The organism is Cupriavidus sp. D384 (genome assembly GCF_001652915.1).
Classification (GTDB): domain Bacteria; phylum Pseudomonadota; class Gammaproteobacteria; order Burkholderiales; family Burkholderiaceae; genus Cupriavidus.
In genome coordinates this window covers 1-15,369 of the sequence record NZ_BBQI01000051.1, presented here as the reverse complement: position 1 = coordinate 15,369, position 15,369 = coordinate 1, and the positions used below count along the sequence as shown (strand labels likewise).

Here is a 15,369-nt window from a genome sequence, read left to right as displayed (position 1 = left end):
CCCGTTGGGGGGGGCCCCCCCCCCCGCCGGGCTCGTGCCCCGTCCAGTAATCGGCGCCATCATCGTGCGTGGACAGCACAATCCTCTGATGACAATGCTGGCATGTGTACACAAAGACCTGCTTGCCGGCGTGCATCGCCGCATCGCCTGACCGCGCCAGGCGCGGATGAGGCGGAACATGACCGGGACGACCCAGCAGGTTCTTGCAAAGTTCGCAAGGAACCATCGTGCTCTCCAGACTCTGACTTCGGACCTTGCAACAACCATGTCCGCCCTACTTGCAGACATTGCTGCAACGCAACAAGGGCCAGTATAGGCGCACGACCGTTCGATCGCCACGGGCTTTCCGGCGGATAGATTAATTCCTCGGTTTCCCGGCAAAGCTGGCCGCAAAGCGGTCGGTGGCCGCCAGCAACTGGTCCATGATGCCTGGCTCCGTCCACGCATGGCCCGCGCCTTCGATCAGGTGGAAGTCGGCGTCCGGCCACGCCTGGTGCAGCGCCCAGGCGTACCGCGCGGGGCACGGCATGTCGTAGCGGCCATGCACGATGACGCCGGGGATGCCGGCCAGCTTGTGGGCATCGCGCAGCAGCTGGCCGTCGTCGAGCCAGCCGCGATGCGTGAAGTAATGGTTCTCGATGCGCGCAAAGGCCAGCGCGAAGTGGCCCTCGTCGTGCTTCGCGGCAATATCGGGATTGGGCAGCAGCGTGATGGTCTCGGCTTCCCATACACTCCAGGCGCGTGCGGCTTCCAGCTGCTTCTGCCGGTCGTCGCCGGTCAGCAGCCTGCGGTAGGCGGCCATCATGTTGCCGCGCTCGGCGGCAGGCACCGGGGCCTGGAAGCGCGCCCACTTGTCGGGGAACATCTCCGAGACGCCAAACTGGTAGTACCAGTCGAGTTCCGCCTGCGACACCGTGTAGACCCCGCGCAGCACCAGCTCGCTGACACGCGCCGGATGCGCCTGCGCGTAGGCCAGCGCCAGCGTGGAGCCCCAGGAACCCCCGAACACCAGCCATTGTTCCACGCCGATCAACTGGCGCAGCTTTTCGATATCGTCGACCAGATGCCAGGTGGTATTGGCCTCCAGCGACGCATGCGGCGTGGATTGCCCGCAGCCGCGCTGGTCGAACAGCAGCACGTCGTAGCGCGCCGGATCGAACAGGCGGCGATGGTCCGGCGAAATGCCGCCGCCCGGCCCGCCGTGCAGGAACACGGCCGGCTTGGCGCCGCGCGTGCCAACGCGTTCGAAATACAGGACATGACCGTCGCCAACATCGAGCGTACCGGTCTCGTAGGGTTCGATTTCGGGATAAAGCGTGCGCAGGGCGGACATGAAATGTTTCGCGTGGAGATCATTCGAAACAAAAGTGTAGCCCCGGGCAGGACGATTGGCCTTAAGTTTCGTTTAAGTCTGCGGCCCTAGATTTGAGCCGTACTGCAACCGAACCCCCAAGAGGTGAAGCCATGAATCCCCAAGACGTGCAAGCACTGGAAGCCTTCCTGAGCCAACTGACCCAGGCGCGCGTGGACAACAAGGACGCCCAGGCGGCGGCATTGATTGCCGATGCGGCCGCGCGCCAGCCCGATACCGCCTACCTGCTGGTGCAGCGGTCGATGCTGCTGGATCGCGCGCTGCAACAGGCGCAGGCGCAGATCCAGTCGCTGCAGGCCCAGTTGCAGGCGGCGCAGGCCGCCGGCGGCGCGGGCTCGCGCGGCTTCATGGACAACGACACCGCCTGGGGCAACAGCGCCGGCCGTGTGCCGCAGGCCGCCCCGGCGCCGCAGCAGGCCTACCCTGGCGCGCCCCAGTACCAGGCCGCACCGGCACAGCCCGCGCAGCCGGCGCAGGCAGCCCGCCCGGGCTTCCTTGGCGGCGGGCTGGGCGGCACGCTGGGCACCATCGCCACCACGGCGGCCGGCGTGGCGGGCGGCGCGATGCTGTTCCAGGGCATCGAGAACCTGTTCCATCGCGGCAGCAGCAGTGGCGGCTTCTTTGGCGGGCAGCCGGCAGCGGGCTCCGAGACCGTGGTGAACAACTTCTACGGCGACGATAGCGGCGGCAGCGGCGGCAGCCAGCGCGACAACGCGCTGCTGGCCGACAACGGCAATCTCGACAACGGGCTGGACGACTATATCGACGCCGGCCAGGACGACGACTCGTCGTTCTTCTGACCATCCTTGTAGGACAGCCACCGGTTGCCGGCCTGCCCCATTGCGGGCAGGATCAGGGCAACCGGGCGCCGCCTGCCCGGGACAACGGGAGCCGGCGCCATGAAGACGTTCCACTGCAACCGCTGCGACAACCTGGTGTTCTTCGAGAACATCGCGTGCGAACGCTGCCAGGCCACGCTCGGCTTCATTCCCGCGTTATCGCAGCTGGCCGCCTTCGAAGGCGACGATGCCGGCGGCTGGCGCAGCCTCCATCCCGACGCCCGTGGCGCCATGTTCCGCCGCTGCCACAACTACCAGGTGGAAGCGGTGTGCAACTGGATGGTGCCGGCGGACGATCCCGGCACGCTATGCGAGGCGTGCAAGCTGACCCATACCATTCCGAACCTCGATGCGCCCGAGAACCGGCTGTACTGGTTCCGGCTGGAATCCGCCAAGCGGCGCCTGCTCTATACGCTGCTGTCGCTGGGGCTGCCGGTCATCTCGCGCGACGACGATCCCGTGTCGGGCCTGCAGTTCGACTTCCTGGCCGACACCGGCCCCCACGATCCAGCGATGACCGGGCACGACAACGGCCGCATCACCATCAACATCGCCGAAGCCGACGACGCGTACCGCGAAGGCACCCGCACCAGGATGGGCGAAGCCTATCGCACGCTGCTGGGCCATTTCCGGCATGAGGTTGGACATTTCTATTTCAACCGGCTGATCGCCGGCACGCGCCGCATCGAACCGTTCCGCAAGCTGTTCGGCGACGAAAGCGCCGAATACACGGCGGCACTGCAGCGGCATTACGACCAGGGCGCGCCGCCCGACTGGCAGGCGTCGTACATCAGCGCCTACGCGACGATGCATCCGTGGGAGGATTGGGCGGAAACCTGGGCCCACTATCTGCATATGGTGGATACGCTCGACACGGCCGTGTCATGCGGGCTGGTGCTCAAGCCGGAAAGCCCGCGCGAGCCGACGCTGACCGACCAGACGCCCGTGGAGGACGCCAGCTTCCGCAGCCTGATGCAGCGCTGGTTTCCGCTGACCTACGTGCTGAACAGCCTGAACCGCAGCCTGGGCGTACCCGATGGCTACCCGTTCACGCTGTCGCCCGGCGTGGTAGCCAAGCTGGAGTTCGTGCATCGCGTGATCGATGCCGCCGCGCGCGAGCATGCCAGCCCTGCGCCACAGTCGGCCAACCGGCCGGCCGGCCAACCCGCCGGACAGCCGGCCGCCGGGACTGACATCAAGCCGTCACGGTAACGTCACGGTCCCCCGTACCGGTCAGCGACCACGCAAACACCACGAGCCCGCCCAGCGCCAGCAGCGCGCCAACCCAGCCCGTGGACGTCCAGCCCATGCCGGCGGCAATGGTCACGCCACCCAGCCAGGCGCCCAGCGCGTTGGCCATGTTGAAGGCCGAATGATTGAGTGCGGCGGCCAGCGTCTGTGCGTCGCCGGCCACGTCCATCAGACGGATCTGCAGCGGCGGGCCCAGGGCCACCGCCGTGCCCACCAGCATCACGTTCAGCGACGCCAGCCAGGCGTGGTGCGCCGTGAACACGAACGCGCCAAGCACCAGTGCCGACCATACCAGCACACCGCCCACCGTGGGCATCAGCGCGCGGTCGGCCAGCTTGGCACCCGCCAGGTTGCCCGCCACCATGCCGACGCCAAACAGGGCCAGCACGATCGGGATACCGCTGGCCGGCATGTGCGCCACTTCGAGCATGGTCGGCTTGACATAGCTGAACACGGCAAACATGCCGCCAAAGCCGATCGCGCCAATGCCGAGCGTGAACCACACCTGCTTGCGCGCCAGCGCCGACAGTTCGCGCAGCGGGCTGGCATGGCGGTCGGCCGGAACGAACGGCACCCAGCGCCACACCAGCAGCACCGTCAGCGCACCGATCGCGCCCACGATCATGAACGCGGCGCGCCAGCCCAGCCATGTGCCGATGCCGGCCGCGATGGGCACGCCGACCAGCGTCGCCACGGTCAGGCCCAGCATGACCAGCCCCACCGCCTGGGCACGGCGTTCGCGCGGCACCAGGCTGGCCGCCACCAGCGCCGCCACGCCAAAGTAGGTGCCATGCGGAAAGCCGGTCAGCAGCCGCAGGACCAGCATCGACAGATAGCTCGGCGCCAGTGCGCTGGCCACGTTGCCAATGGCAAAGAACGCCATCAGCGCGATCAGCAGGTTGCGGCGCGGCCAGCGCGCGCCCAGCACCGCCAGCAGCGGCGCACCGATCACCACGCCCAGCGCATAGGCACTGATCAGGTGGCCGGCCTCGGGAATGCTGATGGCGAGGTCGCGCGCGGCATCGGGCAGCAGGCCCATGATGACGAATTCGCCGGTGCCAATGCCAAAGCTGCCCACGCCAAGCGCCAGCAGCGCGCGGCGGTCGGCGGCACGGTTGCGGGGCGTATCGGAGTGGGCGTGGGGAGCGAGATCGGGGACGTTATCGAAATTTCCGGAAGGAGCGGTCATGAGGAGAGATCGCGAGACATCTGTTATGGCTTTGCGCCGCGCACTGGCGGGCAGGATCTTGCGTCCTGCCTCGGGGGCTCCAGCGTGCTCCGGTGCGGCGTCGATTGGGTAATGCGGGTGATGCGGGTGATGCGGCTACGTAGTACTACGTTGTACCGCCGGGGGCGGCACGGCTACGCGAGGGCGCTATTGTGAAGCAAAACCGTATTCGCTGCCGATGGCCGGTGCAATGCCCCTTTGCCGCAGTCCTGTATCCGCCGGTATCCAGCGCCCGGAGTCACCACTGTGGGATAGGGCACAAGAGCATGGCGGGGCATGTACTCGCCGCCCTATGCTGAAGACATGCGGCGCCGGGGTACCGTACCCATGAAGCATGGCGCCGGGTGCCGCGCGTTTTGTCGTGTGGGAGGGGATATGTCCCTGCATAATGCTCTGCTTCTTTCGGCCATTGGCCTGGCCTGGACCCTTCCCGCCCTCGGGCAGGGATGCCAGCACGACATGCAGTGCAAGGGCGACCGGATCTGCAACATGGGCACATGCATGGCGCCCGATGCCGACAGCCCCGATACGTCGACGCCAACCTCCTCGTCAGGCAAATCGATGCCGACAATCAAGCTGTCGCCTCAGCCATCGTCCCCGGCATCGGCACAACCCTCCACGCCGACACAGTCGCCGCAACAGCCAATGCAGCAGCCCGCGGCGCCCTCGCAGGCCCAGCCGCAGTCGCAACACGTCAGCGTGCCGCGCAGCTGCTGCACCGTGGCAGGCAAGCTGCGCCTGGCGCCGCCGCAGTCCGGCGACGCGCCACTGGTGGCCGGCGATGCCTGCCAGGGACTGACCACCACGGGCAAGCCGGTGCCGGGTACGGCCTGCAACTGATCCGCAGGTGACCGGCGCCCGCCGGCTCAGGCGGCCGGCAGCGACGCGACGATGGCCTGGCGCAGCCACTGGTGGGCGGGGTCGCGATGCAGGCGCTCGTGCCAGAGCATCGACATCTCGTAGCCCGGGACTTCGACCGGTGCATCCACCACTTGCAACGCCGGGTTGTCGACCACCAGCCGCGCCGGCAGCATTGCCACCAGGTCGGTGCCGGCCACCACCGCCGCCACGTACAGGAAATGCGGCACGGACAATGCCACGCGGCGCGACATCCCGGCCGCCGCCAGTGCCTCGTCCGTGACGCCGAAGAAGCCGCCACCATCGGGCGACACGATCACGTGCTCCAGCGCGCAGAACTGCGCCAGTGTCGGCTTGCGTTTCAGGCGCGGATGTCCGGTGCGCCCCACCAGCACATACCGCTCGGTGAACAGCGGCAGCCGATGCAGCGAATCGGGCGAGCCTTCGGTGGTGTGGAAGGCCAGGTCGATGTCGCCGCGCTCGGCCTGACGCACCAGATTGGCCGGCACCATCTCCACTACGGCCACCCGGGTACCCGGCGCCGACTGGCGCAGCCCCGCCAGCGCAGGCAGCAATACCGTCGATTCGCTGTAGTCGGTAGCCGCGATGCGCCAGGTATTGGCGGCCACCGCCGGATCAAACGGGTGTTCGGGCGACACCGCCAGTTCCAGCGCCGCCAGCGCCTCGCGCAAAGGCGCCCGCAATGATTCGGCGCGCGCGGTGGGCCGCATGCCGCGCGGCCCCGGCAACAGCAGCGGATCGTCGAATATCTCGCGCAGTCTCGCCAGATGCACGCTGACCGATGGCTGCGAATAGTGCAGCCGCTCGGCCGCACGGGTGACGTTGTGCTCCGACAGCAGCACATCCAGCGTGACCAGCAGGTTCAGGTCGAGGCGGCGCAGGTTCGTCATGGCAATTGTTAATGGCTGGGATTCCGGATATTCATTTCTAATATACCAACGCCCGGCCTATCCTGCCTTCACCGATCTGATCAATGGAACGCTGTCATGAACGTACTGATTGTTTACGCCCACCCCGAACCCACGTCGCTGAACGGGTCCCTGCGGGATTTCGCGGTGCAGCGCCTGCAGGCCGCCGGGCACCAGGTGCAGGTTTCGGATCTCTATGCCATGCAATGGAAGGCACCGCTCGATGCCGGGGATACGCTGGAGCGGCGCCCGGGTGGCGCGCCCTTCCACCCGTCGCTCGATTCGCGCCATGCCTTCGAGAACGGCGTGCAGAGCCCCGATATCGCCCGCGAGCAGGAAAAGCTGCGCTGGGCCGATGCCGTGATCCTGCAGTTCCCGCTGTGGTGGTTCTCGATGCCGGCCATCCTCAAGGGCTGGGTCGAGCGCGTGTATGCCTACGGCTTTGCGTACGGCGTGGGCGAGCATTCGGACATGCGCTGGGGCAACCGGTATGGCGAAGGCACCCTGGCCGGCAAGCGGGCGATGCTGGTGGTGACCACGGGCGGCTGGGAATCGCACTATGGCCCGCGCGGTATCAATGGGCCCATGGACGACATCCTGTTCCCGATCCAGCACGGCATCCTGTACTACCCCGGCTTCGACGTGCTGCCGCCGTTTCTGGTCTATCGCACCAGCCGCATGGATGCGGTGCGCTACCAGGCCACGACCGATGCGCTGGGCGAGCGCCTGGACCAGTTGTTCACGGCCCCACCGATTGCGTTCCGTCCGCAGAACGGCGGCGCCTACGAGATACCGGCGCTGACGCTACGACCCGATATCGCCCCGGGGCAAACCGGCTATGCGGCACATGTGTCCGAAGCGGCCTGAGATTGTGAAATGGCGCCGGGGGGCGCCGGGGGGCGCCGGGAGGCGGCTAGCGATCACGGGTGACGCTTACGCCGGCATCCACGGTGCCGTAGGCGGTCACACTGGACTGCCGGCCGCCGGTGTCGGAAACGGTCGTACATCCCTGGGCCATGGCCAGCAGGAAAAATATGCCGATGGTGCTGAAGATGACGCGCATGACAGGGCCTGAATCGTAGCAATTGCAGGCTTCGACGCTTGGGCGGGCCAGGAAGTTTCATGCGCCCCGGCCGGCAGCACGTTCCTGGCCGCCGGCACGCGTTGCGGCGGGCCGCGTCAGGCCGCTCAGGCTGCCTGCGCGGCGCTGGCTTCGCGGGCCGCCTGACGATAGTGGCGCGTGTGCCGATAGAGCCCGTACAGGCTCGTGGCCGTGAAGCCGAGTTGCTGGACGAACAGGCCGTAGGTGCCGGTGACCAGCGCAAAGGCGCTCCACACCAGGTTGGAGCACAGGTAGGCAATCCATCCCCAGCGCGATGCGCGGTTGTGCAGCGCCACCAGGAACGATCCGCTCATGGCCAGGGCGCACCCCGACCATTCGAGACCAGTCAGCAATTGAGGGATTTGAGCAGCAAGCTCCATGGGGGTTGTCTCCGATTTGTGTTCATTTTTTGTATGCAAAAAGGAGACTACCGGAAATGGGCCGGATCACGCAAGCGGTATGTCTGCAGGCGAGCGACGTGCTACGCGGCGGCGGCACGGCGGCGGCACGGAGATGGCACAGAAACGGCAGCCCGGTCCCCGGCAATGCGGCGCTACAATGCGCGCTCTTCACCACAGGGAACCGATCCATGCTGCCGGACAGCGAATCGCTACTCCTGCTCGTCACGCGCGAGATGCCCTTCGGCAAGCACAAGGGCACGCTGATCGCCGACCTGCCGGGCAACTATCTGAACTGGTTTGCGCGCGAGGGCTTTCCGCCCGGCGAGATCGGCCGTCTGCTGGCCCTGATGCACGAGCTTGACCACAATGGCCTCAAGGACCTGCTCAAGCCGCTGCGCGCACGGCTGCCGAAGCGCTAGACGGCAAAGACGACAGAAGGGCCAGCCGCGTGGCTGGCCCTGCCCTGCTGCCCTTGTACCGCCAGCGCTTACCTGACCGCCTGGGCCGGCGTGGGCTGGTTGGCGGTGCCCGGCGGAATCTGGTAGCTCCAGGTTTCGCTGAGCGGCTTGCCGTTGGCCACCAGGGCCTCGCGCATTTCCACCACCTTGTTCGGGTCCTTGACCCTGATGCGCAGCGTCACGCGGTAGCCCTTGGTCACGGGATTCGGCTGCAGCACGTTCTCGATGACCTCGGCGTTGTCGCCCACGCTGAACTGCGCCTGCACCGGCGTGTCCGGCGGCAGCGACGCCAGCGGGCCCCCTTCGAAATCGATCACGAAGCCCAGGCTGCCATCCAGATGGCGGATCAGGTTCTTCTGCGTGATCTCGCCGGCCGTGCGCAGTGTCTGCTTGACCCACGCCAGGTCCTTCGCAAACACGCCGCGCTCGTCCATGGTCCAGTGGATCGTGTAGTCGGCGTGGATCGGCGTGCCCTTGGGCGGCAGCTGGTCGGGCGTCCAGAACGACACGATGTTGTCGTTGGTTTCGTCCGGCGTGGGAATTTCCACCAGCTCGACCTTGCCGCGTCCCCAGTCGCCCTGCGGCTCGATCCACGCGCTCGGGCGCAGGTCGTAGCGGTCCTTCAGGTCTTCATACGCAGCGAAATCGCGGCCGCGCTGCATCAGGCCAAACCCGCGCGGATTGTTCACCTGGAACATGCTCAGCGCCACGTACTTCGGGTTGTTCAGCGGGCGCCACAGCCATTCGCCGTCGCCGGTATGGATCGACAGGCCATTCGAGTCATGCAGTGCCGGGCGGAAGTTGTTGGCATCGCGCATCTGCTGCGGGCCGAACAGGAACATGCTGGTCAGCGGGGCAATCCCCACCTTCTTGACCGCGCCGCGCATGAAGACGCGCGCCTGCACCTTCAGCACCGCGTCGGAGTCGGGCTGCAACTCGAAGCGATAGGCGCCGGTGGCGCTCTTCGAATCGAGCAGTGCGTAGAACACCAGGCGCTTGTCCTCGGGCTTCGGGCGTTCGATCCAGAACTCGCGGAAGGCCGGGAATTCCTCGGGCTCGGACAGCCCGGTGTTGATCGCCAGGCCGCGCGCAGACAGCCCATAGACCTGTCCCTTGCCGATCACGCGGAAATAGCTGGCCCCCAGCACGCTCATCACCTCGTCAAGCTTGTCGGCGCGGTTGATCGGGTACAGCACGCGAAAGCCTGCGTAGCCAAGCTTGTTGGTGGCGGCCTTGTCGAGCTTGAGATCGCCGAAATCGAAGCGGCTGGGCTCGTACTTGATCTCGTGGATGCGGTTGTCGACGATCTCGCTGATCCGCACCGGCGTGCTGAAATGCATGCCCTGGTGGTAGAAGCCGAGCTTGAACGGCGTGCCCTGACCCTTCCACTCCACGTTGTCCATCTTCGGCTGGATCTTGATGTAGTCGCCGAACTGCATCTGCGCGAAAACGGGCGGCAGGTTGCTGACCGGCGCCGCATAGGGCTGGTCGGCCAGCTTCTTCGCGCGGGCGGTCACGTCATCGAGCGAAAACGCGTGGGCGTGCGCGGCGCCAAGCAGGCAGCCCACAAGGGCAACGCCCGGCAAGACAAGTTGCAACCTGTTACGAAACGACGCAGCGGGGCGAGCGACGAAAGCGGCAAACACCAATCAACCTCCTGAATTCACATCGGGAAAAGCCACACAACGGCCACAAACCGGCCATTTTAGGCACAGTAAGGCTGTAAACTTGCGGCGCAGTTCAGAAAAATAACCGATTTCGCCTGACGTGCCTGTCAGACACGTGACGACAGCCGGCCAAGCGCCCTTGCCGCATCATGGCGGGCCATGATCCCGGCAGTCCGTCCGCCAGTCCGCCCATCAGAGACAACGAAGAATGCGAATGCTTTCCACGCTGGCCCTTGCCGCCAGCCTTGCCTGCGCGCCCATGTTTGCCGGCGCCGCGCCTGCCGACGCCACCGCCCCGGCGCCGGCCAACACGGCGCCTGCCACCGACAGGCAGGCGTTCATCGACGGCCTGATCGGCCGGATGACGCTCGACGAGAAGATCGGCCAGCTGCGCCTGATCAGCATCGGGCCCGAGATGCCCGCGCCGAAGCTGATGGAGGAAATCACGGCCGGGCGCGTGGGTGGCACCTTCAACTCCGTCACGCGCAAGGACAACCGTCCGCTGCAGGAAGCGGCCATGCGCAGCCGCATGAAGATCCCGATGTTCTTCGCCTATGACGTCGTGCACGGACACCGCACCGTGTTCCCGATCAGCCTGGGGCTGGCGTCGAGCTGGGACATGGGCGCCGTGGAGAAGGCAGCGCGGATTTCCGGCCTGGAAGCCGCGTCGGACAGCCTGGACGCCACCTTCGCGCCGATGGTCGACATCTCGCGCGATCCGCGCTGGGGGCGCACGTCGGAAGGCTTCGGCGAAGACCCGTTCCTGGTGTCGCAATGCGCGCGCGCCAGCGTGAAGGGCTTCCAGGGTACGTCGCCGGCCAACCCCGACAGCGTGATGGCGTTCGTCAAGCATTTCGCGCTGTACGGCGCCGTCGAAGGCGGCCGCGACTACAACACCGTCGACATGAGCCTGCAGCGGATGTACAACGATTACCTGCCGCCCTACCGCGCCGGCCTGGATGCGGGCGCAGGCGGCGTGATGATCGCGTTGAACTCGGTCAACGGGCAGCCGGCCACGTCCAACAAATGGCTGCTGCGCGACCTGCTGCGCAAGGAGTGGGGCTTCAAGGGGGTGACCGTGAGCGACCACGGCGCCATCGACGAACTGCTGCGCCATGGCGTAGCCAGCACGGGCCGCGACGCCGCCAGGCTGGCCATCGAGGCCGGCGTTGACATGAGCATGGCCGATACGCGCTACCTCGAACAGTTGCCCACGCTGGTCAAGTCCGGCGCGGTGCCGGTGTCACTGATCGACGAAGCGGTGCGCGAAGTGCTGAACGCCAAGTACGACATGGGCCTGTTCCAGGACCCGTTCCGCCGCATCGGCCGCGCCGCGGACGACCCGCCCGACGTCAATGCCGAAAGCCGCCTGCACCGCGCCGAGGCGCGCGAGGTGGCACGCAAGTCGATGGTGCTGCTGGAAAACCGCAACCGCACGCTGCCGCTGAAGAAGGGCGGCACCGTGGCTGTGATCGGCCCACTGGCCGATGCGCAGATCGACATGATGGGAAGCTGGTCGGCAGCCGGCGTGGCAAAGCAGTCGGTGACGCTGCTGCAGGGCATGCGCGATGCGCTGGCGGGCAAGGGCCAGGTGACATACGCGCGCGGCGCCAATATCACCGACGACCAGCGCGTGGTGGGCTACCTGAACTTCCTGAACTGGGACGATCCCGAAGTGGTGCAGGACAAGCGCTCCGACGGCGACATGATCGAGGAAGCCGTGCGCGTGGCGCGCGGCGCGGACACGATCGTGGTGGCCGTGGGCGAGACGCGCGGCATGTCGCACGAGGCATCGAGCCGGTCGAGCCTGGGGCTGCCCGGCAGCCAGCTGACCCTGCTCAAGGCACTCAAGAGCACCGGCAAGCCGCTGGTACTGGTGCTGATGAACGGCCGCCCGCTGACGATCAACTGGGAAAAGGAGAACGCCGACGCGATCCTGGAAGCCTGGTATCCCGGCACCGAGGGCGGCCATGCCATCGCCGACCTGCTGTTCGGCGATGCCAATCCGTCGGGCAGGCTGCCGGTCACCTTCCCGCGCTCGCTGGGCCAGATTCCCACCTACTACAACGCGCTGCGCATCGGCCGGCCGTTCACGCCGGGCAAGGCGCCAAACTACACCTCGCAGTACTTCGAGGAGGAATACGGCCCGCTCTACCCGTTCGGCTATGGGCTCAGCTACACCACGTTCAGCATGTCCGACGTGCGGCTGTCCGGCGCCAGACTGGCGCGCAACGGCCAGATCACGGCCAGCGTGACCGTGAAGAACACCGGCGACCGGGCCGGCGAGGCGGTGCTGCAGTTGTACCTGCAGGATGTGATGGCATCCACCGTGCGGCCGGTCAAGGAACTGAAGGACTTCCGCAAGGTGATGCTGGCGCCGGGCGAGTCGCGCGTGATCGATTTCCCGATCGGCGAAGACAAGCTCAGGTTCTACAACGCCAGGCTGGAATACGTGGCCGAACCGGGCGAGTTCAACGTGCAGGTGGGTTTTGACTCGGCTTCCGTGAAAGAAGCGAAGTTCACGCTGGAATGACCGGCACCCGCGCCCCGGCTCCGCGCGGGATCGGGGCGTCTGGCATCATCGGCAGGAAGGATCAGCGATTGCCGTCCAGCAGGTCGTTGAGCACTTCGTCGAAGGCGGCCTGGGCGTCTTCCAGCGCCTGCAGCGCGGCGTCGAAGGTCTGCAATGCGATCTTCGACGGCTTGCCGCCGCCCTGCGGCGGATACTGGCCTTGCAGCGCGGTGAAGGCCACCTGCACCTGCCGCGTGGCATTGACCACGCGTTCCATTGCCTGCGCCTCCTCGGCGCGTTTCTGTTCGTCACTCATGCAACAGCCCCCCGTGGCCGTAATGTCGATATGCGGCATATCGTACAAGAACTTGCGGGCACCCTGCCGGGTCCAACGCCGCATTGCCAGAATTTCGGGTAGGCTGGACGGGTCATAACAACCCGTGGCCCTGTCCGTCACCGCCCTTCGTCACCGTTCAACGCCCCCATGTCATCGTCGTTATTGCGCAGGACACTGGCCGCCACCCTTGTGACGGCCGGCGGCTTTGCCTGCTATTGGACCTATCTCACCGTCAACCAGGAGCGCCTGCTGTTCGACGCCCGCCGGCGCCCGCCGCGCGACCTGCCTGACGGCATCGACGCCTATTCGCACCCGGTGCCGGGCGGCCAGTTCCGCGGCTACACCTACCACGCCGACCACGAAGGCGTGCGTGACCTGCTGTTCTACCTGCCCGGACGCGGCGAAGACGTGCTGGACACGCTGCAGTTCATGAAATGGCTGCCGCCCGGCATGGGCTTCGCCACCTTCGACTACCGCGGCCTGGGTCATTCCGACGGCATGCCGTCCGAGGCGGCGGCCGTGGCCGATGCGAGCCAGTTCCTGCTGCATCTGCGCCGCGCCTTCCCGGGCGTGCGCGTGCATGTGGTGGGCCGCTCGCTGGGTACCGGCGTGGCGATCCAGCTGGCCGACCTGCAGGATTTCGAAAGCCTGCAGCTGATCACCCCCTACGATTCGCTGCTGGAAATCGTGCGCAAGCGCTTTCCGCTGGTGCCGCTGCGCCAGCTGATGCGCCATCACTTCGATTCGATCTCCCACTGCAAGAAGGTCGTGCAAAGCACCAAGGTGCTGCTTGCCGAACGCGACGACGTGGTGCCGCACGCATGCTCCGAACGGCTGATGGCCGCGTGGCCGGGCCCGGTGGCCGTGCAGACCATTGCCGGGGCAGACCACTACACCATCGTCGAATTGCCCGAAACCTGGCTCGCGCTTTGCGAATTCGCCCGGCAGGTGCCGCATCAGCCGCCCCAACTGACCGAAGCGCCCCGGCGCGCGTCCATATCGCCACCTCCGGACGTCACTGAAACCGGTGTGCCGTTGCCGCTTTCCGCAGCACGGTAGAATGCGCGCCATGAAAAAAATCGTAGTCAAGGCCGCGGCCGTAACCGCAGGCCTGGCGGCGGCCGGTGTGCTGCTGGCCGGTTTTGCCGCCGTGGTCAGCTTGCGGCAGCTGCCCTCCGTCGACGCATTGCGCGACTATCGCCCCCAGGTACCGCTGCGCGTATTCACCCGTGATGACGTGCAGATCGGCGAATTCGGCACCGAGCATCGCGAGTTCATTCCGATGGACCGCATGCCGAAGCTGATGTCCGACGCGCTGCTGGCGGCCGAGGACGACCAGTTCTACAGCCATGTGGGCGTGGATGTGCCGGGCCTGGTCCGCGCCGCGCTGGCCAATATCGGCGAGGGCTACGCCCAGGGTGCGTCGACCATCACGATGCAGGTAGCCCGCAATTTCTACCTGTCGCGCGAGAAAACGCTGTCGCGCAAGTGGTACGAGATCCTGCTCGCCTTCGAGATCGACCGTTCGCTGCCCAAGGAGCGCATTCTCGAGCTCTACATGAACCAGGTGTACCTGGGCGAGCACGCCTACGGCTTCGGCAGTGCGGCGCAGACCTACTTTGGCAAGCCGCTGGCGCAGCTGTCGCTGGCGGAGACGGCCATGCTGGCCGGCCTGCCCAAGGCGCCCTCGACCATGAATCCGATCGTCAACCTGCCGCGCGCCAAGCGCCGCCAGGAATACGTGCTGGGCCGCATGCTGGCGCTGGGCATGATCACGCAGGACCAGTATCGCGACGCACGCAACGCGCAGGTAGTGGTCAGCCACGATGCCAATGGCCGCTTCGACGGGCACGCGGAATATGTTGCCGAACTGGCGCGTCAGCTGGCGCACGACCGTTTTGGCGACGACGCCTACACACGCGGCATCAATGTCTACACCACGGTGTCGTCGATGCACCAGACGCTGGCGTACGACGCCGTGCAGGCCGGCATCGAGCGCTACGGCAAGCGGCATGGCGCAGCAAAGGCCGCCACGGCGTTGCCGCAGGCTGCGCTGATATCGCTGGACGCCCGCACCGGCGCCATCGAGGCCATGGTGGGCGGCACCGATTTCAACACCAACCGGTACAACCACGCCACGCAGGCACAGCGCCAGCCGGGCTCGACGTTCAAGCCGTTCGTCTATTCGGCGGCGCTGGAGCGCGGCATCTCGCCGGGCACGCTGATCAACGACGCGCCGCTCGACAATTCGCCGCGCTGGCAGCCGTCGAACGACGACGGCCGCTTTGTCGGCCCGATCACGGTGCGCCAGGCGCTGGCCGAATCGCGCAACCTGCCGGCCATCCGCACGCTGCAAGCCATCGGCATTCCGTATGCGATCGACTTCGCGGGCAAGTTCGGCTTCGCGACCAAGCG

Annotated in this window: 15 protein-coding genes; 8 read left to right on the top strand and 7 right to left on the bottom strand. The window is 66.6% G+C overall.

The window, feature by feature from the left end; translation table 11 throughout:
* Positions 1-358: 358 nt before the first annotated feature.
* Positions 359-1,333, bottom strand: coding sequence for a prolyl aminopeptidase (pip, locus tag A9J21_RS13740; RefSeq protein WP_066736449.1), 975 nt, complete (start codon positions 1,331-1,333; stop codon positions 359-361).
* A gap of 131 nt (positions 1,334-1,464) precedes the next feature.
* On the opposite strand from pip, the gene A9J21_RS13735 reads away from it, so the two are divergent.
* Entirely contained in the window at positions 1,465-2,172 is a 708-nt protein-coding gene (locus A9J21_RS13735; protein WP_066736448.1) for a DUF2076 family protein, read from the top strand.
* A gap of 99 nt (positions 2,173-2,271) precedes the next feature.
* Complete coding sequence (locus A9J21_RS13730; protein ID WP_066736447.1) at positions 2,272-3,423, top strand: putative zinc-binding metallopeptidase; 1,152 nt, start codon at positions 2,272-2,274, stop codon at positions 3,421-3,423.
* Here A9J21_RS13730 and A9J21_RS13725 read toward each other — a convergent pair.
* Entirely contained in the window at positions 3,407-4,651 is a 1,245-nt protein-coding gene (locus A9J21_RS13725; RefSeq protein ID WP_066736446.1) for an MFS transporter, read from the bottom strand. The two genes, A9J21_RS13730 and A9J21_RS13725, sit on opposite strands and share 17 nt — an antisense overlap.
* Before the next feature lie 414 nt (positions 4,652-5,065).
* Between A9J21_RS13725 and A9J21_RS13720 the strand changes: the two genes are divergently transcribed.
* On the top strand, positions 5,066-5,530 hold the full coding sequence (locus A9J21_RS13720) for a hypothetical protein (protein WP_066736440.1): 465 nt from the start codon (positions 5,066-5,068) through the stop codon (positions 5,528-5,530).
* Positions 5,531-5,556: 26 nt separating this feature from the next.
* On the opposite strand, the gene A9J21_RS13715 is transcribed toward A9J21_RS13720, so the two are convergent.
* Positions 5,557-6,459 carry a LysR family transcriptional regulator gene (locus A9J21_RS13715; RefSeq protein WP_066736438.1) on the bottom strand — a complete coding sequence of 301 codons (903 nt, stop codon included), beginning with the start codon at positions 6,457-6,459 and terminating at the stop codon, positions 5,557-5,559.
* Positions 6,460-6,555: 96 nt separating this feature from the next.
* Here A9J21_RS13715 and A9J21_RS13710 point away from each other — a divergent pair, with 96 nt between their 5' ends.
* Positions 6,556-7,344: an NAD(P)H-dependent oxidoreductase gene (locus tag A9J21_RS13710; RefSeq protein ID WP_066736436.1), complete on the top strand. Its 789-nt coding sequence runs from the start codon at positions 6,556-6,558 to the stop codon at positions 7,342-7,344.
* A 46-nt stretch (positions 7,345-7,390) separates the two neighbouring features.
* On the opposite strand, the gene A9J21_RS31550 is transcribed toward A9J21_RS13710, so the two are convergent.
* Together A9J21_RS31550 and A9J21_RS13705 are read right to left on the bottom strand one after the other, a co-directional pair.
* Positions 7,391-7,540, bottom strand: a complete 150-nt coding sequence (locus A9J21_RS31550; protein WP_156545874.1) for a hypothetical protein — start codon at positions 7,538-7,540, stop codon at positions 7,391-7,393.
* Positions 7,541-7,665: 125 nt separating this feature from the next.
* The gene (locus A9J21_RS13705) at positions 7,666-7,959 is read right to left on the bottom strand and encodes a nicotinamide mononucleotide transporter (RefSeq protein WP_066736434.1); all 294 of its coding nucleotides are present in this window, start codon (positions 7,957-7,959) and stop codon (positions 7,666-7,668) included.
* 209 nt (positions 7,960-8,168) lie between these two features.
* Between A9J21_RS13705 and A9J21_RS13700 the strand changes: the two genes are divergently transcribed.
* Positions 8,169-8,399, top strand: coding sequence for a DUF3820 family protein (locus A9J21_RS13700; protein WP_066736431.1), 231 nt, complete (start codon positions 8,169-8,171; stop codon positions 8,397-8,399).
* 68 nt (positions 8,400-8,467) lie between these two features.
* Here the strand turns inward: A9J21_RS13700 and A9J21_RS13695 are convergent, their stop codons facing one another.
* On the bottom strand, positions 8,468-10,024 hold the full coding sequence (locus A9J21_RS13695) for a glucan biosynthesis protein G (protein ID WP_066736430.1): 1,557 nt from the start codon (positions 10,022-10,024) through the stop codon (positions 8,468-8,470).
* 295 nt (positions 10,025-10,319) lie between these two features.
* Between A9J21_RS13695 and bglX the strand changes: the two genes are divergently transcribed.
* Positions 10,320-12,638 (top strand): beta-glucosidase BglX, encoded by a 2,319-nt coding sequence (bglX, locus tag A9J21_RS13690; protein ID WP_066736428.1) that lies wholly within the window; start codon positions 10,320-10,322, stop codon positions 12,636-12,638.
* Positions 12,639-12,699: 61 nt separating this feature from the next.
* Here the strand turns inward: bglX and A9J21_RS13685 are convergent, their stop codons facing one another.
* On the bottom strand, positions 12,700-12,933 hold the full coding sequence (locus tag A9J21_RS13685) for a hypothetical protein (protein ID WP_066736452.1): 234 nt from the start codon (positions 12,931-12,933) through the stop codon (positions 12,700-12,702).
* A gap of 168 nt (positions 12,934-13,101) precedes the next feature.
* On the opposite strand from A9J21_RS13685, the gene A9J21_RS13680 reads away from it, so the two are divergent.
* Together A9J21_RS13680 and A9J21_RS13675 are read left to right on the top strand one after the other, a co-directional pair.
* On the top strand, positions 13,102-14,013 hold the full coding sequence (locus tag A9J21_RS13680; RefSeq protein WP_066736426.1) for an alpha/beta hydrolase: 912 nt from the start codon (positions 13,102-13,104) through the stop codon (positions 14,011-14,013).
* Positions 14,014-14,023: 10 nt separating this feature from the next.
* The coding region (locus A9J21_RS13675) for a transglycosylase domain-containing protein (protein WP_066736450.1) at positions 14,024-15,369 on the top strand (1,346 nt) is incomplete at its 3' end.